At 70.4% G+C, this 25,198-nt stretch carries 23 protein-coding genes and 1 tRNA gene; 17 read left to right on the forward strand and 7 right to left on the reverse strand.

Features of this window, described 5'->3' with window-relative positions; translation table 11 throughout:
• Window positions 1-714: 714 nt before the first annotated feature.
• Complete coding sequence (locus tag ADK65_RS36630) at window positions 715-1,200, reverse strand: GntR family transcriptional regulator (protein ID WP_063788006.1); 486 nt, start codon at window positions 1,198-1,200, stop codon at window positions 715-717.
• A 170-nt stretch (window positions 1,201-1,370) separates the two neighbouring features.
• Between ADK65_RS36630 and ADK65_RS12590 the strand changes: the two genes are divergently transcribed.
• The 7 genes from ADK65_RS12590 to ADK65_RS12620 all read left to right on the forward strand — a co-directional run bounded on the left by ADK65_RS12590 (window position 1,371) and on the right by ADK65_RS12620 (window position 7,317).
• Complete coding sequence (locus ADK65_RS12590; protein WP_053670067.1) at window positions 1,371-1,721, forward strand: hypothetical protein; 351 nt, start codon at window positions 1,371-1,373, stop codon at window positions 1,719-1,721.
• The gene (locus tag ADK65_RS12595; RefSeq protein ID WP_053670068.1) at window positions 1,718-1,930 is read left to right on the forward strand and encodes a hypothetical protein; all 213 of its coding nucleotides are present in this window, start codon (window positions 1,718-1,720) and stop codon (window positions 1,928-1,930) included. Before ADK65_RS12590 ends, ADK65_RS12595 begins: the two co-directional genes overlap by 4 nt.
• Window positions 1,927-3,348 carry an FtsK/SpoIIIE domain-containing protein gene (locus tag ADK65_RS12600; RefSeq protein ID WP_078955937.1) on the forward strand — a complete coding sequence of 474 codons (1,422 nt, stop codon included), beginning with the start codon at window positions 1,927-1,929 and terminating at the stop codon, window positions 3,346-3,348. The genes ADK65_RS12595 and ADK65_RS12600 overlap by 4 nt, the downstream gene beginning before the upstream one ends.
• 47 nt (window positions 3,349-3,395) lie before the next feature.
• A complete protein-coding gene (locus tag ADK65_RS12605; RefSeq protein WP_053670069.1) occupies window positions 3,396-4,118 on the forward strand; it encodes a DUF2637 domain-containing protein in 723 nt (240 codons plus the stop codon).
• Window positions 4,119-4,265: 147 nt separating this feature from the next.
• Window positions 4,266-5,726: a replication initiator gene (locus ADK65_RS12610; protein WP_053670070.1), complete on the forward strand. Its 1,461-nt coding sequence runs from the start codon at window positions 4,266-4,268 to the stop codon at window positions 5,724-5,726.
• Window positions 5,717-5,929 carry a helix-turn-helix transcriptional regulator gene (locus ADK65_RS12615; protein WP_053670071.1) on the forward strand — a complete coding sequence of 71 codons (213 nt, stop codon included), beginning with the start codon at window positions 5,717-5,719 and terminating at the stop codon, window positions 5,927-5,929. Before ADK65_RS12610 ends, ADK65_RS12615 begins: the two co-directional genes overlap by 10 nt.
• Window positions 5,923-7,317: a tyrosine-type recombinase/integrase gene (locus ADK65_RS12620; RefSeq protein WP_053670072.1), complete on the forward strand. Its 1,395-nt coding sequence runs from the start codon at window positions 5,923-5,925 to the stop codon at window positions 7,315-7,317. Before ADK65_RS12615 ends, ADK65_RS12620 begins: the two co-directional genes overlap by 7 nt.
• 84 nt (window positions 7,318-7,401) lie before the next feature.
• On the opposite strand, the gene ADK65_RS12625 is transcribed toward ADK65_RS12620, so the two are convergent.
• The 3 genes from ADK65_RS12625 to ADK65_RS12635 form a co-directional block, all read right to left on the reverse strand.
• The gene (locus tag ADK65_RS12625; RefSeq protein WP_234352861.1) at window positions 7,402-8,088 is read right to left on the reverse strand and encodes a GAF and ANTAR domain-containing protein; all 687 of its coding nucleotides are present in this window, start codon (window positions 8,086-8,088) and stop codon (window positions 7,402-7,404) included.
• Window positions 8,089-8,455: 367 nt separating this feature from the next.
• Window positions 8,456-8,542 (reverse strand) — tRNA-Ser (locus ADK65_RS12630).
• A gap of 63 nt (window positions 8,543-8,605) precedes the next feature.
• Window positions 8,606-10,021, reverse strand: coding sequence for a S1C family serine protease (locus ADK65_RS12635; protein ID WP_053670073.1), 1,416 nt, complete (start codon window positions 10,019-10,021; stop codon window positions 8,606-8,608).
• Window positions 10,022-10,308: 287 nt separating this feature from the next.
• On the opposite strand from ADK65_RS12635, the gene ADK65_RS12640 reads away from it, so the two are divergent.
• The 3 genes from ADK65_RS12640 (at window position 10,309) to ADK65_RS12650 (ending at window position 13,094) form a co-directional block, all read left to right on the forward strand.
• Window positions 10,309-11,136 carry a glycerophosphodiester phosphodiesterase gene (locus ADK65_RS12640; RefSeq protein ID WP_053670074.1) on the forward strand — a complete coding sequence of 276 codons (828 nt, stop codon included), beginning with the start codon at window positions 10,309-10,311 and terminating at the stop codon, window positions 11,134-11,136.
• A 168-nt stretch (window positions 11,137-11,304) separates the two neighbouring features.
• Window positions 11,305-11,943: an ATP-binding protein gene (locus ADK65_RS12645; protein WP_053670075.1), complete on the forward strand. Its 639-nt coding sequence runs from the start codon at window positions 11,305-11,307 to the stop codon at window positions 11,941-11,943.
• 161 nt (window positions 11,944-12,104) lie between these two features.
• Entirely contained in the window at window positions 12,105-13,094 is a 990-nt protein-coding gene (locus ADK65_RS12650) for a DUF5926 family protein (protein WP_053670076.1), read from the forward strand.
• A 251-nt stretch (window positions 13,095-13,345) separates the two neighbouring features.
• Here ADK65_RS12650 and ADK65_RS39225 read toward each other — a convergent pair whose 3' ends face one another.
• The gene (locus ADK65_RS39225) at window positions 13,346-13,663 is read right to left on the reverse strand and encodes a hypothetical protein (protein WP_234352862.1); all 318 of its coding nucleotides are present in this window, start codon (window positions 13,661-13,663) and stop codon (window positions 13,346-13,348) included.
• Between the two features lie 454 nt (window positions 13,664-14,117).
• On the reverse strand, window positions 14,118-14,783 hold the full coding sequence (locus tag ADK65_RS12660) for a bifunctional DNA primase/polymerase (protein ID WP_053670078.1): 666 nt from the start codon (window positions 14,781-14,783) through the stop codon (window positions 14,118-14,120).
• Window positions 14,784-15,286: 503 nt separating this feature from the next.
• On the opposite strand from ADK65_RS12660, the gene ADK65_RS12665 reads away from it, so the two are divergent.
• The 3 genes from ADK65_RS12665 (at window position 15,287) to ADK65_RS12675 (ending at window position 21,515) form a co-directional block, all read left to right on the forward strand.
• Entirely contained in the window at window positions 15,287-16,801 is a 1,515-nt protein-coding gene (locus tag ADK65_RS12665; RefSeq protein ID WP_078955938.1) for a PP2C family protein-serine/threonine phosphatase, read from the forward strand.
• Window positions 16,802-16,877: 76 nt separating this feature from the next.
• Complete coding sequence (locus ADK65_RS12670) at window positions 16,878-18,341, forward strand: aminopeptidase P family protein (RefSeq protein WP_053670080.1); 1,464 nt, start codon at window positions 16,878-16,880, stop codon at window positions 18,339-18,341.
• 180 nt (window positions 18,342-18,521) lie between these two features.
• Window positions 18,522-21,515 carry a glycine--tRNA ligase gene (locus tag ADK65_RS12675; RefSeq protein WP_053670081.1) on the forward strand — a complete coding sequence of 998 codons (2,994 nt, stop codon included), beginning with the start codon at window positions 18,522-18,524 and terminating at the stop codon, window positions 21,513-21,515.
• 68 nt (window positions 21,516-21,583) lie between these two features.
• On the opposite strand, the gene ADK65_RS12680 is transcribed toward ADK65_RS12675, so the two are convergent.
• Window positions 21,584-22,048: an ATP-binding protein gene (locus ADK65_RS12680; protein WP_053670082.1), complete on the reverse strand. Its 465-nt coding sequence runs from the start codon at window positions 22,046-22,048 to the stop codon at window positions 21,584-21,586.
• A gap of 245 nt (window positions 22,049-22,293) precedes the next feature.
• Between ADK65_RS12680 and ADK65_RS12685 the strand changes: the two genes are divergently transcribed.
• From ADK65_RS12685 to ADK65_RS12700, 4 genes are all read left to right on the forward strand, one after another.
• Window positions 22,294-23,115 carry a hypothetical protein gene (locus tag ADK65_RS12685; protein WP_053670083.1) on the forward strand — a complete coding sequence of 274 codons (822 nt, stop codon included), beginning with the start codon at window positions 22,294-22,296 and terminating at the stop codon, window positions 23,113-23,115.
• Window positions 23,116-23,234: 119 nt separating this feature from the next.
• Window positions 23,235-23,972, forward strand: a complete 738-nt coding sequence (locus tag ADK65_RS12690) for a YcnI family protein (protein ID WP_053670084.1) — start codon at window positions 23,235-23,237, stop codon at window positions 23,970-23,972.
• Between the two features lie 94 nt (window positions 23,973-24,066).
• Entirely contained in the window at window positions 24,067-24,720 is a 654-nt protein-coding gene (locus tag ADK65_RS12695; RefSeq protein ID WP_053670085.1) for an SCO family protein, read from the forward strand.
• Complete coding sequence (locus ADK65_RS12700; RefSeq protein WP_053670086.1) at window positions 24,717-25,190, forward strand: copper chaperone PCu(A)C; 474 nt, start codon at window positions 24,717-24,719, stop codon at window positions 25,188-25,190. The genes ADK65_RS12695 and ADK65_RS12700 overlap by 4 nt, the downstream gene beginning before the upstream one ends.
• Window positions 25,191-25,198 lie beyond the last annotated feature (8 nt).

Below are 25,198 nucleotides of genomic sequence, written 5' to 3' on the forward strand. Positions count from 1 at the left end.
TGTCCAGCGAGGAAGGGGCTTGACCTGAGCCACCGAAAGTCAGCCATGACGGCGGGCGAGACGAACGAGCACCCGCCACGTGTGCTTCCAGCAACCACTCACCGTCCTCAGCCACGCTTCTTCCGAACGTCACGGCCGAGTCCTCGATCTTGCATGAGCGTTGCCGACGTGCCCTGCGACACCATCGGTCGTGCGGATCGGAACTGTGGGCGGTCTGGTGTCGCGGTCACGCCTGGCTCGTCCCGGCCTGGTCCTGGTGCTCGGCGGTGGACGCGTTGCTCGCTGGTCTGGTTGTCCGCCCTGGCGGTTGTGCGCGCTGAGCGGCGGGGGGCCGCCGGAGCGGTGGCGGAGACAAGGAGCGGCGGCGGCCACGGGCCGCCAGCGCGCGCGGCCCGCCGTAGGCGGGCCGCCTTGATCCAGTAAAGAAACTCTGAACAGCTCCGCAGGGCAGGGCGATGGCGGATCAGCGAAGGATCCGCTCAACGTCACGGAGGCGCTCAGCGGCTGGGAGGAAGCGCGGCAGCGCGAAAACGCATCGACGGCACGGGCGGCAAGCGGGAGACATGGCCGAGCACATAGCGGACTACGAGATGGGGTTGACCAGCATTCACCTCGAAGACGCGGATCAAGTGGCCGCGCTGATCCAAGAGATGCGGGCCGTGGTCGGTCGCCTCAGCGAGGAGACCAGAGCACTACGTGAGGAAGTGGCTCAGCTCAGGACTGCGACTTCGATTGCTGAGACTTCAGCTCCTCGACCTCACGCCGCAGTTCCTGATGATCAGCGCTGAGGGAACGGAGCTCGTCACGTAGAGCAGTGAGCATCTCAGTGAGGGTGGCCCCGGTGGCTTCGGAACCGTCGGGGCCTCCCTCCATCTGCTCAGCCTGAGGGGGCGTCTTGTCCCTGTTGGCGAGGTACCAGGCTGGCGGGGTGTAGCCCGCCGAGAACTCGCCGGCGGCGTCATGGTCAGCTACGAAGCTGCCTCGCCCATGGATCGTGTAGATCAAGCCTTCGTCGCGCAGAACGTTGAGCGCGCCCCTCGCGGTCATGTTGGCCACGCCGAAGCGTTCCTGTAGCTCGCGAATGGACGGCATCTGCTCGCCCGGCTTGATCCGCCCCTGCAGGATGTCGCGCCGAAGCTCGTCGGCAGCGTGCTGATACGGCGGCCGACGGTCCTGCTTGCTCTCTGGCGCGGGGCTCATAGCCCAAGAGTAGCGATCCTTAGCACCCCTAGCACACCCCACTGACATAGGTGGCCTACGTCAGTCGACACCTAGCTCACCACACACACTTGATAGTGCTAGGTCAGCTATGTTCAATGGTGATCACGCCCCGTCACCTGGCGGAGCGCAACCGAAAGGAAGCAACTCCCATGGCACGCATCCGTGTTGGCCTGCTCCCCACCTCGTCGTTCATGGTCGGAACCCTGCCGGTGCCGAAGTACGCGGACCAGGAGAAGACGCAGTTCGCCACCGACCGTGAGACCGGCGCGAAGCTCTACACGATCACCCTCTTCTTCATGGAGGAGGGCCGCGCCGAAGCGCTGAAGATCACCGTCCCGGAGACCGGTCTCCCTGACGGCCTCAAGCCCGGTGTCCCGGTCATGCCGGTGGAGCTGTTCGCCACGCCGTGGGCGCGAATCTTCAACGGCTCGCTCTCGGACGGCATCGCCTACCGCGCGGACCGACTGGACCTGATGGTCCCGGCTGCTGAAGCGGCGTGAGCGGCACGGCTCCCCGGTCCGGCGCTGAGCGCAACTACCCGTTGGCTCACGCCGGGCCGGACGCCCGGTTCACCGAATCCCTCGTGACCTCGGTGGCGGGCGTGCTCGTCGGCTACGGCTATCCCCGCCTCGACGCCTCGGCCGACCGGGCGGCTCTCGAATCGGCCCTAGCGGCCTTCCTCTACAACCCTCTGGAGCGCAGCAAATGAACGGTCCGAACGGCCCGGCAGACGGGGCCTTCCCTTACGGCTCCCTGGTGGTCGACATGGCGCTGGTGCTCCTCGTCGGTTGGGCGGTGTGGTGGATAGTCCGCTACCTGCGCGCCGACGCCATGACCCGGCAGTCCATCCGGCAAGCCGTTCGGGTGCGGTGGGGCTGGAAGCGGCTCGCGCCGATGCTCAAGCTGGCGGCCACGGACAAGACTCCGACTGCACTCGCGTCGCTGGCGAACACCGACGGCAAGCCGATCAAGCCTCGCGTCCTCATCCCGGCTCTCAAGGTCACTCACGACGCATACGGCGTGATTGCGCGTGCGAGTTGCCTACCCGGCGTGGGCCTGGCGCAGTTCCAGAAGGCGGCCCCGCATCTGGCCGACGCCTGGAGGTGCACGCGGGTCGCGATCACGCAGGACAAGCCCGGACAGGTCATCATCCGGGGCGTGCGACTCGATCCGCTAAAGCTCCCCACTGAGCACCGACCCACGGGGGACGTGCCGGACGAGACGGCCCAGTGGGACTTGGGCTTGGACGAATACGCACAGCCGGTCTCGGTAGACCTCACACAGGTGCCCGGAGTGACCGTGGCCGGCCTCCCAGGCTTCGGCAAGACGAGCCTGATCAACCGGCTTCTCTCGGACTGGGCGCCTTCCCCCTGCGTGCAATTCGCCTGCGCGGACGGCAAGGTGTCCGCCGCATACGAAGGTGACTATGCCGACTGGGTGCAGCGCATGTTCGCCTTCGTCGGGGACGACCTGGAAGAGGCCAACAAGCTGTTCCGGGACCTGGTGGAACTGCGGCGCCTCCGGTCGACCTGGGTACGCAAGGCGCTCGGCGTGAAGTCCATGTGGGATGAGGGCCCGTCGGAGAACTGGCCGCTGGTCGTGCTGGTTATCGACGAAGCACACACGTACTTCCGCGACCACAAGGGCAGCGACCCGAAGACCAAGAAGCTCGCCGCTCTCGCTGCGGAGAACGCCCGGCTCGTCGAGGACCTGGTGAAAAAGGGCCGCTCGGTGGGGATGCTCGTCATCCTCGCCACACAGAAATCCACCGGCGATGCGATCCCGACCTTCATCCGTGACGTGTGCCCCGTAGGCCTGAGCTTCGCCCAGAAGACCGTTGAGGCCGCTGTCGCCGCACTGGGCGAGGAGATCCGGGAGTGGCCCGATGCCAACCCGGTCAACCTCCAGGACCCGACCTATGTCGGCGTCGCCTCGATGAACCACCAGTCGCAGCCCGGCTTCACCCGCATCCGCACCCCGTACGTCTCCGACGCCGATGCAGCCCGCATCGCCGACAGCACCGCCCGCCTGACCGCCGACCCCTCCGCGCTCCTGGAAGCCCTCCTGGGCCCGCGCATGTGGGACAAGGAAGTCGATCTGAAGAAGCCCGCCGCCGACGCCGCCTGACCCTCGACCCAGGGCCCGTCACACAGCACTGAAGGGAGGTGAATCCCTTGACAGAGGACCGGATCACTCAGCGCACCATCACCGCCGTGTTGATCATCATTGCCGTGCTGGCCTTCGTCTTCTCCTTCGGCAACGTCTGGTCTCTCGCCCTTCGCTTGGGCATCCCCGCACCGATCGCACCGCTCATCGCCCCGATGGTGGATCTTTCCGTGGTCGGCCTGCTGGTTGCCCTGCGCTACCTCTCCTTGCGCGGTCTGCCTGCCGAACAGATGACAGCCGCTACTCGGCTGATGCACTTCTCCGGACTGCTGACGCTGGCCCTGAACGTCGCCGAACCCATCGCTGCCGGACACTACGGCCGGGCAGCCGTGGACGCCGTGGCTCCTCTGCTCTTGCTGGGCTGGGGCACGGTCGGGCCGCAGCTGCTGCGCGCCTTCCAGACCGTCTCGCGCTCCGCTGACTCGGCCTCCAAAGCAACGGTGTCCGAAGCAGAGCCCGTAACGGCCGTCGTCAAGGCCCCGGCTGCCACACCGCCCGCCGACCTGGTTCCGCCCGTCGCTTCGGGCCCCGTCCCGACCTCAGTGACTCCACGCACCGCCCCGAGTCCCGCCCCGCCTGCACCGAAGGTGCCTGAGCCGCTGCTGACCGAAGCACGCTCCATCGCCGCGTCCCATCACGCCGAGCACGGAGAAGCGATCACTCCGGCCCAGCTGAAGACGCGACTCGGCATCGGCCTGCCCATGGCCACTGCCCTGCACGCCGCCCTGTAGGGCAGCACCCTCCGCCGGCCTCTCCGGCTCCACGATCCCCGCCCCTCCCCTGGGCGCCCCGCCATGCCTGCGGGCAGCAGCCCGAGCGCACTGAATCGCTGCTGCCCGCGGGCCCACCTTGACGCCAGAAAGGACACCCCGCCACTCATGCGCCGCCCCCTCGACCTGCGGCACGTCGTCAGCGCCGGCCTGCGGGACCTGATCGAGCTGGCCAACACCAACGACTTCAACCGCGTCACGGAACAGGTCCGCAACCTGCGCGGCTGCACGAACCCCGTCAACCTCCACGGCTGGACGATCACCACCGACTCGGCGACCAAGGAAGTAGTTCGCTCCTACCGCTCCGAAGACGAGCCCTCCGGACGCCTCCTGACCACCTGCGGCAACCGCCGTGCCTCCCGCTGCCCCGCCTGCTCCCGCGTCTACGCCGCCGACACCTACCACCTGATCAGGGCCGGACTGTCCGGCGGCAAGAACGTCGCCGAAACCGTCCGCGACCACCCCCGCGCCTTCGTCACCCTCACTGCCCCGTCCTTCGGCCCCGTGCACAACCGCAAGACCGACAGCACGGGCAAGACCCGCCCCTGCGGCTGCGGCAGCCATCACACCGAGGACGACCCCACCTTGGGCACCCCGCTGGACCCGGCCACATACGACTACACGGGCGCCGTGCTCTGGAACGCCCACGCGGGGCAGCTGTGGGGGCGCTTCACCACCTACCTACGCCGCGCCCTGGCTGAGCACCTCGGCATGACGCAGAAGGCACTGAACTCCGCTCTCCGCGTCTCCTTCGCCAAGGTCGCCGAGTACCAGAAGCGCGGCCTGGTCCACTTCCACGCCGTGATCCGCTTCGACGGACCCGACGGCCACACCACCTCGCCTCCGCCTTGGGCCACCTTCGACGCCCTCCAGGTCGCTGTGGGTCTGGCGGTTGAGCGGGCCCGGCTCACTGTCGAGTCTGACGCCATCGGTGAGCGCGTGATCAAGTGGGGCGACCGGTTCAAGGTCGACCAGATCTCCGCCTTGGGCGACGGCGAACTCACCGATGCCAAGGTCGCCGGATACGTCGCCAAGTACGCGACCAAGAGCGCTGAAGGCACGGGCACCGTGGACCGCACCTTGAGGTGCCGCCCCTGCGCCGGACGCGGCTACGTACTCGGTCCTGACCGCTTCCATGACCGGTGCCCAGACTGCGACGGCACCGGACAGGCCGAACCCATCAAGGCCCTCCCCGTACAGCAGCACGTACGGCAGATGATCCGTACCGCCTGGGCCCTCGGTCACCTGCCGGAGTTCGCCGAACTCAAGCTCTGGAAGTGGGCCCACATGCTCGGCTTCCGCGGCCACTTCTCCAGCAAGTCACGCGCCTACTCCACCACCCTCGGCGCCCTCCGCGACGTACGCCGCGCCTGGCGCCTCGCCCAGGCCGAAGCCTCCCGTGCCCGCGTCGGCCTTCCCGCCACCGACGAGACCAGCCTCGTCACCGCCTCCTCGTGGACCTACCTCGCCAGCGGCTACCGCCCCGGCGAGGAACTGCTCGCCGCCCAGGTCCGCCACGACATCGCCCATGCCCAACGCATCAAGTCCGAAGGAGATCCATGGCTGTGACCACTCCGACCAAGGCCGACAGGAAGACGCTGAAGCTGGGGGAAGCGCTGGCTGAGATCGGGGTGTCCCGCGCAGCCTTCTACCGCATGCGCGCTCGGGGCCAGGCGCCCAGGCATCTGAAGCTTCCCAACGGCCAGATCCGCATACGCCGGGCCGACCTCGACGCCTGGTTCGACTCCTGCGAGGTGCAGGAAGCGTGCTGACCTACGACGTACAGGTCTGGGGCATCCGCAAGCGCCCCAACCGTGCAGCCGCCTATCAGCTCCGCTGGCGGGTCGGCCCCCGGCCCTTCTCCAAGAGCTACAAGATCAAGGCTCAGGCCGACGGTCGGCGCTCGGAGCTGCTTGCCGCTCTGCGCAACCGCGAGCAGTTCGACACGGAAACCGGCCTGCCCGCCTCCGAGGTGCAAGCGCTCAACTCCACGACCTGGTACGCCCACACTCGCGCCTATGCCGAGATGAAGTGGCCCGGCGCCTCGGCCAAGCACCGCGCGAGCATCGCTGACACGCTGGCCACCATCACGCCGAAGCTGATCAAGGACAACCGCGCGGCCCCCGCTCCCAAGGTGCTCCGCATCGCCCTCTACTCGTGGGTCTACCGCTTCGTCCTCGGCGACGACGGGACTCTGAAGCCCCGTATCGACGTCGAGGAACCTCCCGACGGCATCGTGGCGGCGCTCAACTGGATCAGCCGAAAGTCCGTCGACATCACCGCGCTCAACACGCCCTCGGTGGTGCGTACGGCGCTCGACGCGCTGAAGCTGAAGCAGGACGGCACGCCTGCTGCCGAGAACACGGTGAACCGCAAGCGGACGGTCTTCAGCAACTGCCTCCGATACGCGGTGGAACGGGAGTTGCTGACAACCCTTCCCCTCGACAAGGTCGACTGGACCCCGCCCGAGACGGACGACGAGATCGACTTCCGGTTCGTGCCCGGCCCGAAGCTGGCGAAGGCGCTGATCGACGCCGTGGGCGAGCAGGGGGCACGCGGACGGCACCTGATGGCGTTCTTCGGGTGCCTCTACTACGCGGCCAACCGTCCTGGAGAGGCGGCCAACCTTCGGGAAGAGGACTTCACCTTGCCCGCAGAAGGCTGGGGAGAAGTGCTGCTGTCGACGAGCACGCCCCGCGTCGGCTCTGGATGGACCGACACCGGTGAGTCGTTCGATACGCGCGGCCTGAAGAAGCGGGCTCGCAAGGCGACCCGGCCGGTACCGATTCCCCCCGTCCTGGTGCGCCTGGTCCGCGAGCACATCAAGGAGTTCGGCACGTCTGAAGACGGTCGGCTGTTCCGTGCGGCCCAGGGTGGCGGTCTGCTCTCCAAGGAGTACGGGGAGGTTTGGAAGGTGGCTCGACTGGCGGTGCTGACCGAGTCCGAAGCGGCCTCCCCCCTGGCTGAGGTGCCGTACTCCCTGCGCCACGCGGGCGTCTCGCTCTGGCTTGAGTCCGGCGTCTCCCCGGCCGAGGTGGCGCGGAGGGCCGGCCACAGCATCGCTGTCCTCTTCCGCTTCTACGCCAAGGCGATTCACCGCAATCAGCAGCGGGCGAACCAGCAGATCGAACGGGCCTTGGAGGCTGCCGACAGCGACTGAACCGAGCAACCCGGTAACCAAGGCGCCGCCCCATCGATGCAGGGCGGCGCCCGTCCGCTGCTCGTGCAAGCTTGGCCGCAGAGGTCAGAGGGTGCCTTGTTCGCAGATACGGCTTGCGACCTCACGAAGTTTGATGTTCTGCTCCTGCGAGTAGCGGCGCAGAACGTCAAAGGCTTGGTCTTCGGTGAGGCGGCGGGCACCCATGAGGATGCCCATGGCTTCGCCGACGGTGTGGCGGGTGGCGACGGCCTGCTCCAGCTGGGCGTGGGTGCGGGCGCTGGAGAATGCGACTGCGGCGTGGGAGGCCAGCAGCAGGCCGGCCATCTCGCTCGTGGCGGTGAACTTGCCGGGTTCGCGTGAGTAGAGGTTCAGGGCGCCGAGGTCTTCGTCGTCGGTGAACAGCAGGAAGCCCATCATGCTGCCCACCCCGAGCTTGTGGGCCAGGGGGGCGTAGGCGGGCCACCGCTGCTGCTCGCTGGTGAGGTCGGCGATGCGGAATACTCGCTCGCCGTGCGAGCTGTGGGCGGCGTCGAAGCAGGGGCCTTGTCCGAGGCGTTCTTGGAGCCGGTCGTTATCGGTTACCAGCTCGTGTGTGGGAGCTAGGGTTTCGACCTTCGTGCCGTGCAGCACGAGAATGCCCGCCGCGTCACAACCGTCGACCAGCTCGGTGGCCGAAGCGGTGATCCGTTCCAGTGTGGTTGCCACCGAATCCTGAGCCAGCAGATCCCGTGCCATCGACGCCATCTGCTGGGCGAACTGTCTCCAGTCCACCTTTCTTCCTCTCTCGTCGCGCCCAGTTTTATCCCGCTATCCCGCTTTTCCGGAGCCACGCTGTGACATAGGTGACGGTCAAGCCCATGGGGCTGACACCTCATGCCAGAGGCCGGGCACGACTGGCCTGAGGGCATGGGAGTGGGACCGGCCAGGGGGCGGCATACTAACCGCGGTGGACCGAGATGCCACCCGTGACCCAGACCACGCCTGACCTGCTACTTCTCGCGCCTTCGTGGTCCACGCCTGGTCCACCCGCACTGATCCACAACGCGACAGGGCCGGATCAAGGTGAGACAGGCGCATGCAGAAGGGGCGCCCCTCATCGAGAGGCACCCCTTCTGACCTGCAACATCTATGACCTGCGCGGAGGCGGTGGGATTTGAACCCACGGTGACATCGCTGCCACGACGGTTTTCAAGACCGTTCCCTTCGGCCGCTCGGGCACACCTCCCCGCGCCGGCCGTGATCGGCGGCGCGGGGACAAGGGTAACGGGTCGGTGCGGGCGGGTGTGGATCAGTTGTCGCCGACGCGGGAGCCGAGCGTGACGTCGACCGTGTGCTGCTTGCCGCCGCGCTCGTAGGTGATCGTGACCTTGTCGCCGGGCTGGTGCGTCCAGATCTCGCCGATCAGGGTCGGGCCGGAGTCGATCACCCGGTCGTCGAGCTTGGTGATGACGTCGCCCGGCTTGAGGCCCGCCTTGGCCGCCGGGCCGCCCGGCTCGACCGGTGCCGCGCCGCCCGCGCCCTGGTCGGTGATCTGCGCACCGTCGGAGCCGTCGTCCAGCGACACTGAAGCGCCGATCTTCGCGTACACCGGCTTGCCGTTCTTGATCAGTTCCTGGGCGACGTACTTGGCCTGGTTGATCGGGATGGCGAAGCCCAGGCCGATCGAGCCCGACTGCCCGGTGCCGAAGCCGCCGTTGCCGGTGGACTGGATCGCGGAGTTGATGCCGATGACGTTGCCCCGCGCGTCCAGGAGCGGACCGCCGGAGTTGCCCGGGTTGATCGAGGCGTCGGTCTGCAGGGCGCTCATGTACGACGCCTGGCTGCCGCTGCCGTCGCTGGAGGCCACCGGGCGGTTCTTGGCGCTGATGATGCCCGTCGTCACCGTGTCGGACAGGCCGAACGGGGCGCCGATCGCGATGGTCGAGTCGCCGATGGCGACCTTGTCCGAGTCGCCGAGGGTGAGCGGCTTCAGGTCCGAGGGGGCGTTCTTGAGCTTGATGACCGCCACGTCGTAGCCCTGCGCGTGACCGACCACCTCGGCGTCGTACTTCTTGCCGCTGGGGAAGGTCGCCGTCAGCTTGCCGCCGTCCACCGCGTCCGCCACCACGTGGTTGTTGGTGACGATGTGGCCCTGCTTGTCGAAGACGAAGCCCGTGCCGGTGCCGCCCTCGCCGCTGGTGCTCTCGGCCTCGATCGTGACCGTGCTCGGCAGCGCCTTGGCGGCGACACCCGCGGTCGTGCCCGGGTCGCGCTTGACGTCGCCGCCGTTGGAGGAGGCGGAGACCGTCGTCGAACCGGTGCTCTCGTCGTTGTCCTTCGCCAGCACGTACCCGAGCCCGCCGCCCACGCCGCCCGCGACCAGCGCGGCCACCAGCACCGCGGCGACCAGACCGCCGCGCCTGCGCCCGGACGCCGGCGCCGGCTGCTGGTACGACGCACCCCAGCCGCCCGCTCCGGACCCGGAACCGCCGTCGCCGTACGGGGCGGTCGGCGGCGGGGGCGGGGGCCAGGACGGGTCGGGGGCGGAAGAGGAGCCGGGGTGGCCGGCGCCGCCCTGCCCCTGGGGGGCCTGCCCCTGAGCGTCCTGCCCGTAGGGCCCCTGGGGGGCCTGTCCCTGGGGCGCCGAGGCAGCGGGAGCGTCCACCGGCACGGGGGGTGCGGACGGGGCGGGGGGTACCGCGGTGCCCTCGTTCTCGGTGCTCACAGCTTCTCTCCTAGATCCACGGCCGTTTCCGGGTCGCATGCGTTCACGCTTTTTCACGCCGGTCGACGGGTCCGGCGCGATACAGCTGAGCTTGTCCCTTTGTATGCCGTCAGCTTTTCCCACCGGCCGTCAGGGCACCATAAGCGGTGCCTGTGCGTCCGAGGCCATTCTTTATATAGGTCATTACCGGCGAAAAGGATGCAATCCCAATGCCTCCGTCCGGACCTGCGTCTCCGTCGAGTCCGTCCGACCGGACGCGTACCCGCACTCGGTGGCACCATGACGCGGTGACCCACGCACGACAGCACGTGATTCAAGTCGTCGCCCACCGCGGAGCCTCCGAGGACGCCCCGGAACACACCCTGGCCGCGTACACCAAGGCCATCGAGGACGGCGCGGACGCCCTCGAATGCGATGTGCGCCTGACCGCCGACGGCCACCTGGTGTGTGTCCACGACCGCCGGATCAACCGTACGTCCAACGGCCGCGGCGCGGTCTCCGCACTGGAGCTGGCCGACCTCGCCGCCCTGGACTTCGGCTCCTGGAAGACGGGCGAGGCCTGGAAGGGGCGCGACGAGGAGCCCGACTGGGAGCACCGACCCGAGGACCGCGAGGCGACGTCCGTGCTCACCCTGGAGCGGCTGCTGGAACTCGTCGCCGACGCGGGACGCCGCGTGGAACTGGCCATCGAGACCAAGCACCCCACGCGCTGGGCCGGGCAGGTCGAGGACCGGCTGCTGGACCTGCTGAAGCGGTTCGGCCTCGACGCCCCGGCCTCCGCCGCCGAGTCGCAGGTACGGGTCATGAGTTTCTCGGCCCGTTCCCTGCACCGCGTGCGGGCCGCCTCGCCGACGCTTCCGACGGTCTACCTGACGCAGTTCCTCTCACCCAGGCTGCGCGACGGACGGCTGCCGCCGGGCGTGCGGATCGTGGGTCCTTCCCTCCGCATCGTGCGCAACCACCCCACGTACATCGAGCGGCTGAAGCAGGCCGGCCACCAGGTGCACGTGTGGACCGTGAACGAGCCCCGGGACGTCGACCACTGCGTGGAGCTGGGCGTGGACGCCATCATCACCAACCGCCCGCGCGCGGTGCTGGACCAGCTCGGCCGCTGACGTCCGGCCCCGGCGCGACCGGCCTCTCACGCCCCACCAGCCCCACGCACACCTCTTGACCCCGCACCGCGCCGGGCGGGATCCTCGCTTCTCCGCCACACCGACGATTTCCAGCCACTGATTACAGGGAGTGCTCCGGCGCGTTCGATCCGTATTCGGTCGTGGTGAATGCGTCACCGGGCGTGGATTGGCCGGTTTCCGGTACAGGCCAATGGGGCATCCACACCGTGGCGTGGGGCGAAGGAGGTCTCGGGGGTGGCGTTGGTGGTGGCACAGGAGGTGCCCACGTCGTCGAGCATGGCCGTTCCCCATGGCCCTGCGGGCGTGGGGGAAGCGCGACACCGGATGCGTACGCAGTTGCGCGGAGGTGGAGTCGCGGAATCGGTCATCGACGACGCCGTACTGATCCTTTCCGAGCTCTTGAGCAACGCGTGCAAGCACGGCAGACCCCTGGGCGACGCGCTGTCCGGTGACGGTGACGTCCGTGCGGCGTGGCGCGTGGAGCCGGCCGGCCGGCTCGTCGTGGAGGTCACGGACGGCGGCGGCCCGACCCGCCCCGCCCCCGCGACCCCGTCGGTCACGGCGCACGGCGGCCGCGGGCTGAACATCATCACCGCCCTCGCCGACGACTGGGGCGTACGGGACGGCATCCGCGGTGAGGTCACCGTGTGGGTCATCGTCCACGACGACGTGCACGATCCGGACGCCGGCCACCGCCGCGACGACTTCGCGACGCGCGTCGCCGCGCCCGCGGTCTCCCAGATACCCGGGCTGGACTTCGCGGACGCCTTCGAGGACATGGACTGACACCGGCCAGGACCGAGACGCGCGGCGACCGGGACGGTGGCCGAGGGGATCGGGCGCGTACGCCGCGCGGGTCGGGTGTTGTCCACAGGACCCCGTGGCCCGGGTCACGAACGGCTAGGCTCGCGACCGTACGAGACGAGCCGTAACCGGGAGACCCATCGATGGCCAAGCAGCGACCCCAGACGAAGGCCAAGCGCCCGCAGACCACGGGCGGGGCCCGCACCGCAGGTGCCGAGGGAGACGTTCCGGTCGTCGGCGCCCGTGAGCCCTGCCCCTGCGGCAGCGGCCGCCGCTACAAGGCCTGTCACGGCCGGGCCGCCTCGCACGCCGCCACCGAGCTGGTGCACCGCCCCTTCGAGGGCCTGCCCGGCGAGTGCGACTGGGTGGCCCTGCGCGAGCTGGTCCCGGCGGCCACGGTCGAGCTGACCCTGAAGGACGGCCTGCCCGAGGGCGTCCCGGCGGTCACCCTGGCCACGGTCCTTCCCATGGCATGGCCGGCACTACGTCGCGACGACGGCTCGGTCCTGCTCGGCCTGCAGAACGACACCTCCTCCGGTGACATCAGCCGCGACCTCGCCGACACCCTTCAGCGCGCCCTCGAAGCCCAGCCCGGCACGCCCGTCCAGGGCCGCCGCGCCCCGGCCGGCAGTCCTCGGCTGCAGGATCTGCTCGCCCCCGACGGCGCCTTCGAGCCAGAAGTGCACAGCGGCTTCGAGTTCTGGGTGCCGGACCCGGAGAACGCCACGCCCGACGTGACCGCCTCCCTGGAGCGGGCCAACTCGGCGGCCATCCCGACCGTCAAGCTCCAGGGCGTGGACGCCGCGTACTGGTGCGAGACGCCGGAGAAGAACCATCTGCGATGGGTCATGCCGCACGCCGAGGAGCTGCTGCTGGACGCCCTCGCCCGGCTGCACGCCGCGGGCCGTTCCAGCCTCGGCGAGGGCACTCGCCTGGTGGGTTCGTTCCGTGCTCACGGGCTCACGGTGCCGGTGTGGGACCTGCCCAGCGGGGTCACCGCCGAGGACGTGGAGAAGCCCGCGGCGGAGTTCGCCGAGCGCCTCGCCGCCGCCCTGGCGACGGACGCGCCGCTCACCGCGGACGAGCGCCGCGCCCGTGGCGGTCTCACCAACCGGCAGGTCACGCTCAGCTGACGGCCGCTCCGGGATCGTGCCGGCCGGCCCCCGGCCGGTCGGCCTCGTGCGCCCCGTCGGATCACAACTCCCGTTGCGGACAAGCCAGTCGGTGACCGGAAAGGCGAGTTCGAATTTGCGAACCGCCGATCTCTTGTTACCGTTCCCGTAGCCCGGTTGCTGGTGCATCCCCCGTCGCCAGCAACCGGGTCTTTGCGTCTCCGCTTCCGTTCACGGCACGCAGCGGATCCTCAACTACCCTTTTGCGCAGGCTAGTTGCTTCCCGAGCGCAGCAGCAGCGGCCCCCGCCCGCCCCGCTCGGCGAACTCCGCGACGGCCGTGTACGCCGCCGGCTTCCCGCGTGCGGGCTCCCGGGGCGTCTCACACGTTCCCGGCTCGTCCCCCGCCTCCAGGGCACACCTCATCCGCACCGTGCGATCGCCGGGACTCATCAGGGTCAGTGTGGCGTCCAGCGCCCCACCCGTCGTATTGCGGTAGTAGGTCCGCGCCCACGTCTGCGCCCCCTGCGTCACCACACAGGTCTGCGCCTCGACGCCGTCGGGTGAGGCGAGTTCGGGACCGCACCGCACGGCGGTCGACAGGCCCTGGCCGAGCGCCGGAAGGCCGGGGGCGCCGGAGGACGCCCCGGGCGCCTTGCCATCGGCACGCGCGGAAGGCCGTACGGCAGCGGAACCCGACGGGCGAGAGTCGGTACCCGGACGGGAACCCGACGAGCGAGAGTCGGCACCGGAATCGGACGAACGGGCGCCGGCCCCGAGACCGGACGAGCGGGAGGCCGCACCGGTATCGGACGTTCGGGCGCCCGCGCCCACCGAAACCGCAGCGCGCTGGGCCCCCGCCGACTCCACCTGCCCCGCGGACGCCGCTGCCAGCGGCAGTGCGATCGCGCACGCCACCACGACGCCCGCGAGGGCGAACAGTCTGATCTTTCGAGGGTCCCGGGAGCGGCCCCGGGCGTGACGCCGCATGGTTCCGGAACTTAACGCGCCTGGGCGGGCGCCGGGCTCGGCGCGCCCGACAGCCCTAGAACTCGGGCGCGCTCACACCCGTACGAGTGAGCGCTTCGACCACGGCGTCCACCACGGCCTCGACATCGGGCACCCACGGCGAGGCCGAGCCGGGCAGCGGTGCGCGCTCCCAGCGGATCTCGCCCTGGCCGGTCTCGGAGGGCGGCAGTGCCAGGTAGCCGCCCTCGCCGTGGAAGCGGAGCGAGCCGGGCACGAAGTCCTTGGCGTAGAGCAGTTCCCCGAGCTGCTCCATGGAGTACGGCTTGACGAGGATCGCCCAGCGGGCGGGGGAGGCGACGACCGGGCCGAGCCGCATGCCCGTCTGGTCGAGCGCCTTGAGGGCGCGGGCGGCCGCCGGGGCCGGCAGCGAGACCGCGCAGGGCGCGTGACCGCCGGTGGCCAGCACGATGGGCGCGGTCGGCCGGTTGGCCCACCACCAGCGCACCATGCGTCCGTCGGTGGTCGCCGCGAGGAGGCCGGGGTCGAAGGGGTGCGCGCCGGGCACCGTGCAGTCGGGGTCGGGGCAGCTGCAGCGGGAGTGCCCCTGCGGGTCCGCCGCCACGCCCGGGAGTACGGGCCACTGCCACTGCGTCGCGTAGGTCAGGGCCGCGTCGATCAGCTCAGGCTTCCCGTCGCTGCGCTGGGGCAGGAGCCTGCGTCGCCTTCCGAGGATCTCGCGCATGAGCGCTCGTTCCTTTCCGTTGCACGCCTGGCAACACCGTGGTCCACATCACATCATGTGTCGATCACTTCACTGTGCGTACCTGTTGGCGCATCACACCCCTGCGCGAAGCAAGGGGAACCCCTATGGGCCGAGCTTGGGCTGCCTCCGCGGCCGTCCCGCCCATACTGCGTCTGTCGAAAGCACGGGCTGGCGTAGGGGGTGGCGAAGTATGGCGTTTGCCGTCGCGCGTATTTCTCTCCGCCTCCGCCACGGGAGGATGGGGCACGGTCGTCGGTGGATAGGACGCCCGGTTCCGTCACCAGGTTCCGGGTGGTTCCCAACCACCCCTGGCCTTCACCGAGTACGTACCCATCACGACCGTTGTGACGCTCCGTCGAGCAGCCCCAGTCGACCGCAATAAGCCGTCCCCTGAGGCAGTTTTAAGCCAAATTTGCATTTCCGCAAGAGGAAGGGAAGTTGTCCCCTCGCATCACACGGACACCAGGAATCCCAGCAGGACAATGCTGGACATCTCCTCACGAGTGCGTGTACATGTGGAGACACTGCTAGCGACGCAGAATGACATGGGGGTTTGCGATGCTTTTGAGCAGTACGTGCCGGTGGGAAGGCCGGACGCCATGAACGCTCCGCACCCTCCGAAAGTGGCCGGAATCGATTCAACGGTTCCGGCGCCCGCACACACTGTCGCGCCCGTGGCGGCGGGCTCGCCCCCGGCCGTACCCGCGAACCCCCCCGCCCCTGCCGGTGCCGTGCTCCAGGACCGACTCGCCGGCTGGGTCTCCGACCTCACCACCCTGCACGAGCTCACCGAACGCCTGGCCCGCACCACCACGCTCGACGAGGCGCTCCAGGAGGTGCTGCGGGCCGGCGCCGCCCTGGTGGGTGCCCGGCGCGGCCTCGTCGTCCTGGAACCCGGGGACGGACTCGGCCCCGACACCACCACCGGCCTGGGCCTCGCCCGCGCCGATCTCGGCCACATCGAGACCGTGCCGCGCAGCGCCCTGTCCTACGGCCGGATCCTCGACGGGCTGCCCGGCGACGAGGACGGCATCGCCGAGCCCGACCTCTTCGCCCAGGAGGGGCTCGACCCCCGCCACCGCGAGGTCGCGGCCCGCCTCGGCTACGCCGCCAGCTACGCGCTCCCCCTGACCCCCGGCACCGCCGTCCGCCTCGGCGCCGCCGTCTGGCTCTACGACGAGCCCGCCGAACCGGGCGAGCGGCAGCGCCATCTCGCGGGGCTCTACGCGCGGTACGCCGCCGAGCACCTGGCCCGCCTCCTCGAACTGGAACGCACCCGCACGTCCATGGCCACGATGTCGGAGGAGCTGCTGCCCGCGCGGCTGCCCCGGGTTCCCGGCGTCCAGCTCGCGGCTCGGCACCGCACCGGCCCGCGCGGCGGAGGCGACTGGTACGACGCGCTGCCGCTGCCCGACTCCGCCCTCGGTCTGGCCGTCGGATCCGTCACGGGCTCGGGTCCCAGCGCGGTCGCCGCGATGGGGCGGCTGCGAGCGTCGCTGCGCGCGTACGCCGTGATGGAGGGGGAGGATCCGGTCGCCGTCCTGTCCGATCTGGAGCTGTTGCTGCGGCTGACCGAACCGGCCCGGTCGGCCACCGCACTGTTCGGCTACTGCGAGCCGGCCGCGCGCAAGATCACGCTGGCCGGTGCCGGGCACAGCCCGCCGCTGCTGATCGGACAGCGCCGTACCGAGTTCGCCGAGACGTCCGTCTCCGCCCCGCTGGGCATGCTCGCCTGCTGGGAGGCGCCCAGCGTGGAGATCCTCGCCGAGCCTGGAGAGACGGTTCTGCTCTACACCGACGGGCTGCTGCACCGCACCGGCGAGGCCACCGACCGCGCTTTCGCCCGGCTGCACGCGGCGGCGGCGTCGGTGCCCCGGGCCCTGCGCGGCGAGCCCGGTGCCATCGCCGACCACGTTCTGCGAAGCGTGCTGCCGGACGGGCTGGACGCGGCCGACGGTGCGGAGGACGTCGTGCTGCTGGCGGTCCGGTTCGGGTAACGCTCCTCGTCACCGCCCTGGGCCCCTTCCCCACCGCCGTACAGTGGACGGTGGTCCAGTGCCGTTATCGAGGAGGATGACCGTGGCCGAGGAGCTCACACCGGCGACCCCGGACGAGAGCGAAGAGCCGATCAAGCAGCGGAAGAACGGACTGTACCCGGGCGTGTCCGACGAGCTGGCCGAGAACATGAAGAGCGGCTGGGCGGACACCGAGCTGCGCGACCTCGAGCCCATCCCCCAGGCCGCCGAGACCGCCGCCCGCCGGGCCGCGCTGTCCGCGCGCTTCCCGGGCGAGCGTCTGGTGATCCCCGCGGGCAACCTGAAGACCCGCTCGAACGACACCGAGTACGCCTTCCGCGCCTCCGTCGAGTACGCCTACCTCACCGGCAACCAGACCGAGGACGGCGTCCTGGTCCTTGAGCCCACGGCCGAGGGCCACGAGGCGACGATCTACCTCCTGCCGCGCTCCGACCGCGAGAACGGCGAGTTCTGGCTGGACGGCCAGGGCGAGCTGTGGGTCGGCCGCCGGCACTCCCTCACCGAGGCCGGGAAGCTGTACGGCATCCCCGCCTCCGACGTCCGCGAGCTGGCCGGCGCCCTGCGCGAGGCCACCGGACCGGTGCGGGTCGTGCGCGGGTACGACGCCGGCATCGAGGCGGCCCTGACCGACAAGGTCACCGCCGAGCGGGACGAGGAGCTGCGGGTCTTCCTCTCCGAGGCGCGCCTGGTCAAGGACGAGTTCGAGATCGGCGAGCTGCAGAAGGCGGTCGACTCGACCGTGCGCGGCTTCGAGGACGTGGTGAAGGTCCTCGACAAGGCCGAGGCGACCTCCGAGCGGTACATCGAGGGCACCTTCTTCCTCCGCGCCCGCGTCGAGGGCAACGACGTCGGCTACGGCACGATCGCCGCGGCCGGGCCGCACGCCTGCACGCTGCACTGGGTGCGCAACGACGGAGCCGTGCGCTCGGGCGAGCTGCTGCTGCTCGACGCGGGTGTGGAGACGCACACGTACTACACAGCGGATGTCACGCGGACGCTGCCGATCAACGGCCGCTTCGACGACATCCAGCGCAAGATCTACGACGCCGTGTACGAGGCCCAGGAAGCCGGGATCGCGGCGGTGAGGCCGGGCGCGAAGTACCGCGACTTCCACGACGCCGCCCAGCGGGTGCTGGCCGAGCGACTCGTCGAGTGGGGGCTCGTCGAGGGGCCCGTGGAGCGGGTGCTGGAGCTGGGTCTGCAGCGGCGCTGGACGCTGCACGGCACCGGGCACATGCTCGGCATGGACGTGCACGACTGCGCTGCCGCGCGGGTCGAGGCGTACGTCGACGGTGTCCTCGAGCCGGGGATGTGCCTGACCGTGGAGCCCGGGCTGTACTTCCAGGCCGATGACCTGACCGTGCCGGAGGAGTACCGGGGCATCGGGGTACGGATCGAGGACGACATCCTCGTGACGGAGGACGGCAACCGGAACCTGAGTGCGGCGCTGCCTCGCCGGTCGGATGAGGTCGAGGCCTGGATGGCGTCCGTCAAGGGCTGAGTTCCGGATGCGGGGGTGCGGGAGCCGGCCGCACCCCCGCGGCGGAGCCGTAGGGCGCCCTTTTGCGGCGCTCCCCTGAGGTCCGCGCCCGGTCGGCAAGAAACAGCAGGTCAGCGCAAGTTGACGTATGAGATCATGGCCGACCTTGCCGGTCCGACTCGGGGAACAGGCGCGATCACCATGACGAACGTATCGACGGCGCTGACCATGCAGGACGCCATCCTCACCCTGCAGAAGTACTGGAGCGACAACGGCTGCATGATCACGCAGCCGCTGAACACCGAGGTCGGAGCCGGTACGGCCAACCCGGCCACGGCCCTGCGGGTGCTGGGTCCCGAGCCGTGGAGCGTCGCCTACGTGGAGCCGAGCGTGCGGCCGGACGACTCGCGTTACGGCGAGAACCCCAACCGCCTGCAGACCCACACCCAGTTCCAGGTGATCCTCAAGCCCGATCCGGGCAACCCGCAGGAGCTGTACCTGGGCAGTCTGCGCGCCCTGGGTGTCGATCTCAACGCGCACGACGTGCGGTTCGTCGAGGACAACTGGGCCTCTCCCGCGCTCGGTGCCTGGGGGCTGGGCTGGGAGGTCTGGCTGGACGGCATGGAGATCACCCAGTTCACCTACTTCCAGCAGGTCGGCGGCGTCGCCCTGGACCCGGTGTCGGTGGAGATCACGTACGGGCTCGAACGCATCCTGATGAACCTTCAGGGCGTGTCCCACTTCAAGGACATCGCCTATGCGCCGGGGATCACCTACGGCGAGGTGTTCGGGCAGAGCGAATACGAGATGAGCCGCTACTACCTCGACGACGCCGACATCGACACCAACCACCGGCTGTTCGAGTCGTACGCGGCCGAGGCCCGGCGCCTGCTGGACCTGGAGCTGCCCGTACCGGCGTACACGTACGTACTGAAGTGCAGCCACACCTTCAACGTGCTCGACGCGCGCGGGGCGATCAGCACCACCGAGCGGGCCAAGGCGTTCTCGCTGATGCGCGGGCTGACGCACGAGACGGCCAAGCTGTGGGAGCGGCGGCGGGCCGCGCTGGAGCATCCGCTCGGGCGCGCGGCGGCGCCGGCCCCGGCCGAGCGGGCCATGCTGCCCAAGGTGCCGGGCGTCGAGACACTGCTGTTCGAGATCGGCGTGGAGGAGCTGCCGTACGCCGACGTCCCCGCCACCACCGAGGCGGTGCGCGAGTCGGTCACCGCCAAGCTCGCCGCGACCCGGCTGGGGCACGGCGCGATCAACGTGATGGCCACACCGCGCCGGATCGTGATCACGGTCGACGGCGTGCAGCCGCGCGAGCGCGACACCATGCGGACCGTGCGCGGGCCCAAGGTCGCCGCCGCCTACAAGGAAGGCGCTCCCACGCCCGCGCTGCTGGGCTTCGCCCGCAGCCAGGGTGCCGAACCGGCCGACGTGCGGGTCGTGGAGGCCAACGGGGTCGAGTACGTGGCGGTCACCCGCCACGAAGAGGGACGTCCGGCCGTCGAGGTGCTCAGCGAGCTGCTGGCCGAGGTCGTCTCCGGGCTGCGGGCCGGGCGCAACATGCGCTGGAGCGACCCGGGGCTGTCGTTCTCGCGTCCGGTGCGCTGGCTGCTCGCGCTGCTGGGGCGCACCCCGCTGCCCGTGGTGGTGTCCTCCCTGTCGTCCGGCGACACCACGCGGGTGCAGCGGCAGGCTCCCTACCCGGAGGTCCGGGTGACCTCCGCCGAGGGCTACCCGCACTTCCTGCACATGCACGGCATCCTGCTCGACCGTGAGGCCCGGCGCGGCGCGGTCGTGCGGGGCGCCCTGGAGGCGGCGGCCGAGGTGGGCGGGCGCATCGACGTGGAGGACCAGGCCGGGCTGATCGACGAGATCACCGACATCCTGGAGTTCCCGTACGCCGTGCGGGGCTCGTTCGACGAGCGCTACCTCGAACTGCCCGCGAGTGTCCTGACCACCGTGATGCGCAAGCACCAGCGCTATCTGCCGGTGCTGGACGGCGACCGGCTCATGCCGCACTTCGTGACCTTCGCCAACGCCCTGTGCGACGACGACGTGGTGCGGGCGGGCAACGAGGCGGTGCTGCGGGCCCGTTACGAGGACGCCGCGTTCTTCTGGCGGGCGGACCTGAAGGTGGCGCCGGAGGAGTTTCGGCGCCGGCTGGACAAGCTGACCTTCGAGGACCGGCTCGGGACGGTCGCCGACCGCGCGGTCCGGCTCGCCTCCCTCGCCCAGGACCTGGCCGGACGGGCCGGGCTCCCGGAGGAGTCGCTGGAGGTCGTGCGGAGGGCCGGCGCGCTGGCCAAGTTCGACCTGGCCTCGCAGATGGTGATCGAGTTCTCCGGCCTGGCCGGGGTCATGGCCGAGGAGTACGCCCGCCGGGCCGGGGAGTCCGCCGAGGTCGCCCGTGCGCTGGCCGAGATGGAGCTGCCCCGTTCGGCCGGTGGCGCCCTGCCGGCCGGGGACGCGGGGGCCGTGCTGTCCCTCGCCGACCGGTTCGACCTGGTGACGGGCATGTTCCTGATCGGCGCCGCGCCGACCGGGAGCTCCGACCCCTATGGGGTGCGCCGGGCCGCGATCGGGTTGCTCAACGTGTTGCGGAGCGTGCCCGCCGTCGCCGGGGTGCGGGTCAGCGAGGGCCTGCGCGCGGCGGCCGTACGGTATGCCGCGCAGGGCGTCGAGGTGCCCGCCGAACGGGTCGCCGAAGCCGCCGAGCTCATCACCCGGCGCTACGAGCAGCAGCTCACGGACGCCGGGCACGAGCACCGGCTCGTCCAGGCCGTCCTGGTGTGGGCCGACCGGCCCGCCCACGGCGATCGCACGCTCACCACGCTGGAGCGGCATGTCAACACCGAGGCGTTCGAGGCGCTCGCCGCCGCTTTCCAGCGGGTGGTGCGCATCCTGCCCGAGGGTGGTGTCGAGGCTGCCGACGGGTCCCTGCTGACCGCTCCCGCCGAACTGGCGCTCGCCGAGAGCACGCAGGCCGTGCGTCAGGCGCTGCAGGGGCGGGAGGACGATCTCGGCGCGTTGATCGAGGTCTCCGCCCCTCTGGTCGAGGCGATCGGGACCTTCTTCGAGGAGGTGCTGGTCATGGACCCCGACCCTGCGATCCGGGCGGCACGGCTGGCGCTGCTGACGGACGTGGCGGGGCTGGCGCGTACGACGCTGGACTGGCAGGCACTGTAGGGCTGCGGAGCACGAGCGGTGTTTCACGTGAAACGCACTGTTTCACGTGAAACACCGCCCTGCGCAGGTCAGACCGCCATCAGCGGAGCGCCGGAGCGCCACTTCAGGACCTTGTCGAAGCTCACCACGGCCCCGCCCCGGCCCGGCTTGTTGCCGATCTGGACGTGGTCGGCGAGCTCCTCGATGAGACACAGCCCCCTGCCGTTCTCCGCGTCGGAATGAGCGGGGCGGATCGGCGGGCGGGACGGGCCGGCGGAGGCCGCGGGGAAGCCCGGGCCCGCGTCGGCGACCTCGATCCGGCACCTCTCGCCGTCGAGGTACGCGGTGACCCGGTACGCCTCCGAACCGGGGCCGCGCCCCGTGTCCCCACCGTGCTCCACGGCGTTCGCGCACGCCTCGCTGAGGGCGACGGAGAGGTCGTAGGAGATGTCCGGGTCGACGCCCGCGGTCTCCATCGTGCCGATCAGGAGGCGGCGGGCGAGCGGCACGCTCGCAGCTTCGCGCCGCAGATGGAGTGACCACCAGATGCTCATGCTCCAGCCTCCTGGCTGCGGCTCGACATACCGTTACGTATTGCCCCGAGTCCCCCTGCGTAAGCGCGAAGTTGACGTGACGCCGCCCATACGGCGGATGCGCGCTGGTCCTGATCGGTGTATATGGGGGGAAGATATCGGCGCATCCGGGGGCGCGCGGGGCCAGAGCGTGATGTTCCGGCCGTAGGGCATCTTGTGGACCTGCCGCACGAGGCCTGCGAAGCCAGTGCGATGATGAGCCCGCCATGACTGCCCCCCACGCGCGCGCGGCGCGCTCCGGACACACGCTCCGGATCCTGCGGGCCGCGGTGTTCGCCGCGGTCTGCGTCGTGCTGGCCGGGGCAGGTCACGCGCTCGCCTCCTGCGACGGCATCCCGATGTGGACGCTGGGTGCCGGATTCCTCGGAGTAACCGCCGTGGCGGCTCCGCTCGCCGGGCGGGTGCGCTCGCTGGCGGGGATCACGGCTCTGCTCGCGGTCGGCCAGACGGTGCTGCACACGCTGTTCGGCCTCGGCCAGCACGGTACGGGCGCCGTCACGTCCTCGGCACCGGCGGGCGGGAGTGACGCCGCTCTGGTCCAGCAGGCCGCGCGGTTCGTATGTGGCACGACGGCGGCGGCGATCAGCCCGGCGCAGGCCCACAGAATCCTCACCGACGCCCGGATCCAGCCGCCCACGGGGGCGCACACGCATCCGGCCGCGGACGCCGTGTCCGGGTCGTCGGCGTCGCTGTGGCCGTCCCTGCCGATGCTGCTCGGCCACCTCCTCGCGGCGCTCGCCGCCGGCTGGCTGCTGCGCCACGGCGACCTGGCTCTGCTGCGGCTCACCGAGCTCTCGGCACAGGGAGTCGCCGAGGGGGCGCTGATGCGCTCCCTGCGGGCCGCTCTCGCCCTGGTCCGCGCCCTGCGCGCCGGGCTTCCGGGAGCCCCGGACGTCGGCCCGCGCCCCGCACACACCCCGCGGTCCGCGCACCCGATGCCGCGCACGGCGGCGCTCCAGCACACGGTGATCCGGCGCGGCCCGCCGACGGCCACGGCTTCCGCAGCCGCACTCGCCCTCGCCGCCTGACGCGACGCGACCACCACCACTCCGCTTCCGCGGAGGAGGGGCCGCCGTCGTGCGGTACGCGCGTGTGCGCGCCTCCCTCCTTCCACATCCAGACCGACTCACAGCGGAGTGCCCCTTCCATGAAGGCTTCCCGTATCGTCGCGGCCGGTGCCGCCGCCGGTATCACCGTTCTCGCCCTGTCCGCCCCCGCCTTCGCGCACGTCACCGTGCAGCCCGAGGGCACGGCCGCCAAGGGCGGCTACGCGGTCATCGACTTCAAGGTCCCCAACGAGCGCGACGACGCCTCGACCACCAAGCTCGAGGTCAACTTCCCGACCGACCACCCGCTGGCCTCCGTCATGCCGGAGCCCATGCCGGGCTGGAAGATCGACGTCACCAAGTCCAAGCTGGACAAGCCGCTGGAGATGCACGGCGAGAAGATCACCGAGGCCGTCACCAAGGTCACCTGGACCGCCGAGGGCAAGGGGATCGAGGCCGGCTACTTCGAGAAGTTCCCGCTCTCCGTCGGCCAGCTGCCCGAGGACACCGACCAGCTGGCCTTCAAGGCCCTGCAGACGTACTCCAACAAGGAGGTCGTCCGCTGGATCGAGGTGCCGCAGAAGGGCAAGGAGGAGCCCGACAACCCGGCCCCCGTGCTGGAGCTTTCCGCGGCCTCCGAGGACGGCCACCACGGCGCGGCCGCCGACGACGACTCCGGCTCCGAGCCGGCCGAGAAGACCTCCGCAGACACCACCGCCGCCGACTCCTCCGCCGGCACCGACACCACCGCTCGCGTCCTGGGCATCGTCGGCATCGTGGTCGGCGCGGCGGGCGTCGCCTACGGCGTGCTCGCCGGGCGCCGGCGGTCCGACGCCTGAGCCTGCTTCCGTTGACGGCGCGCGCCGGTCCCCCGCTTCCGGGCGGGGGCGCCCCCGGTGCGCGCCGGGTCACCGACATCTGGGACATTTTTCTATGCGCACCAAGACCTTCGCCGCGGCCGCGCTGCTCGCCGCCGCCTCCCTGACCCTGACCGCCTGCGGCAGCGGCGACGACAGCGACAAGCCCGTCTCCGTGGTGTCCGAGGAGGCCGGCTCCGACAGGGCCGCCACCGTCCTCGACAAGCCGTTCGAGAAGCCGGACCTGGTTCTCACCGACACGCAGGGCAAGAAGTACGACCTCCGCAAGGAGACCGCGGGCAAGCCCACGCTGATCTACTTCGGCTACACCCACTGCCCCGACGTCTGCCCACTGACGATGAGCAACATCGCCGTCGCCGTGAAGCAGTTGCCCAAGGCCGAGCAGGACGAACTCCGGGTCGTCTTCGTCACGACGGATCCAAAGCGCGACACCTCCGCCGAGCTCGGCAAGTGGCTCAAGGGCATCGACAGCCGGTTCATCGGCCTGACCGGCGACTTCCCGACCATTCAGGCCGGCGCCCGCACCCTCGGCATCTCCATCGAGCCGACACGCAAGGACAAGAACGGCAAGCTCATCTCCGAGCACGGCACCCAGGTCATCGCGTTCTCCCCGAAGACCGACGGCGGCTATGTGCTCTACGGCGAGGACGCCAACGTCGACGACTACACCAAGGACCTCCCCAAGATCGTCAAGGGGGAGAACCCGTGAGGCGACGGCTCGGCCCGGCGGCCCTGGTCATAGCCGGAGCACTCGCCCTGGCGGGCTGCGGCGGCTCGGACTCCGGCGGCGGAAGCGGCTCGGGCAAGCCGGACCTCTCCGCCGGCTCCGCCTACATGCCGCAGCCGGTGTCCGACGACATGGCGGCCGGCTTCCTCACCGTCACCAACAAGGGCGGCGCCGCCGACGAGCTCACCTCGGTCACCAGCGACGTCGCCGGGCAGGTCACCGTCCACGAGACCGTCGACGGGGCCATGCAGGAGGTCAAGAGCCTCAAGATCCCCGCGGGCGGCCGGCTGGAACTGAGGAGCGGCGGTGACCACCTGATGTTCGAGCAGCTGAAGAGCAAGCCGAAGGAAGGCCAGACGGTCTCCGTCGAGCTGCACTTCGCGCACTCCGACCCGGTGCAGGTCGAGATGCCGGTGAAGGCGCCGACCTACACCCCGAAGACCGGACACTGAGGGAGGGA

This window comes from Streptomyces sp. NRRL B-1140, assembly GCF_001280065.1.
In the GTDB taxonomy this organism is placed as follows: Bacteria; Actinomycetota; Actinomycetes; order Streptomycetales; family Streptomycetaceae; genus Streptomyces.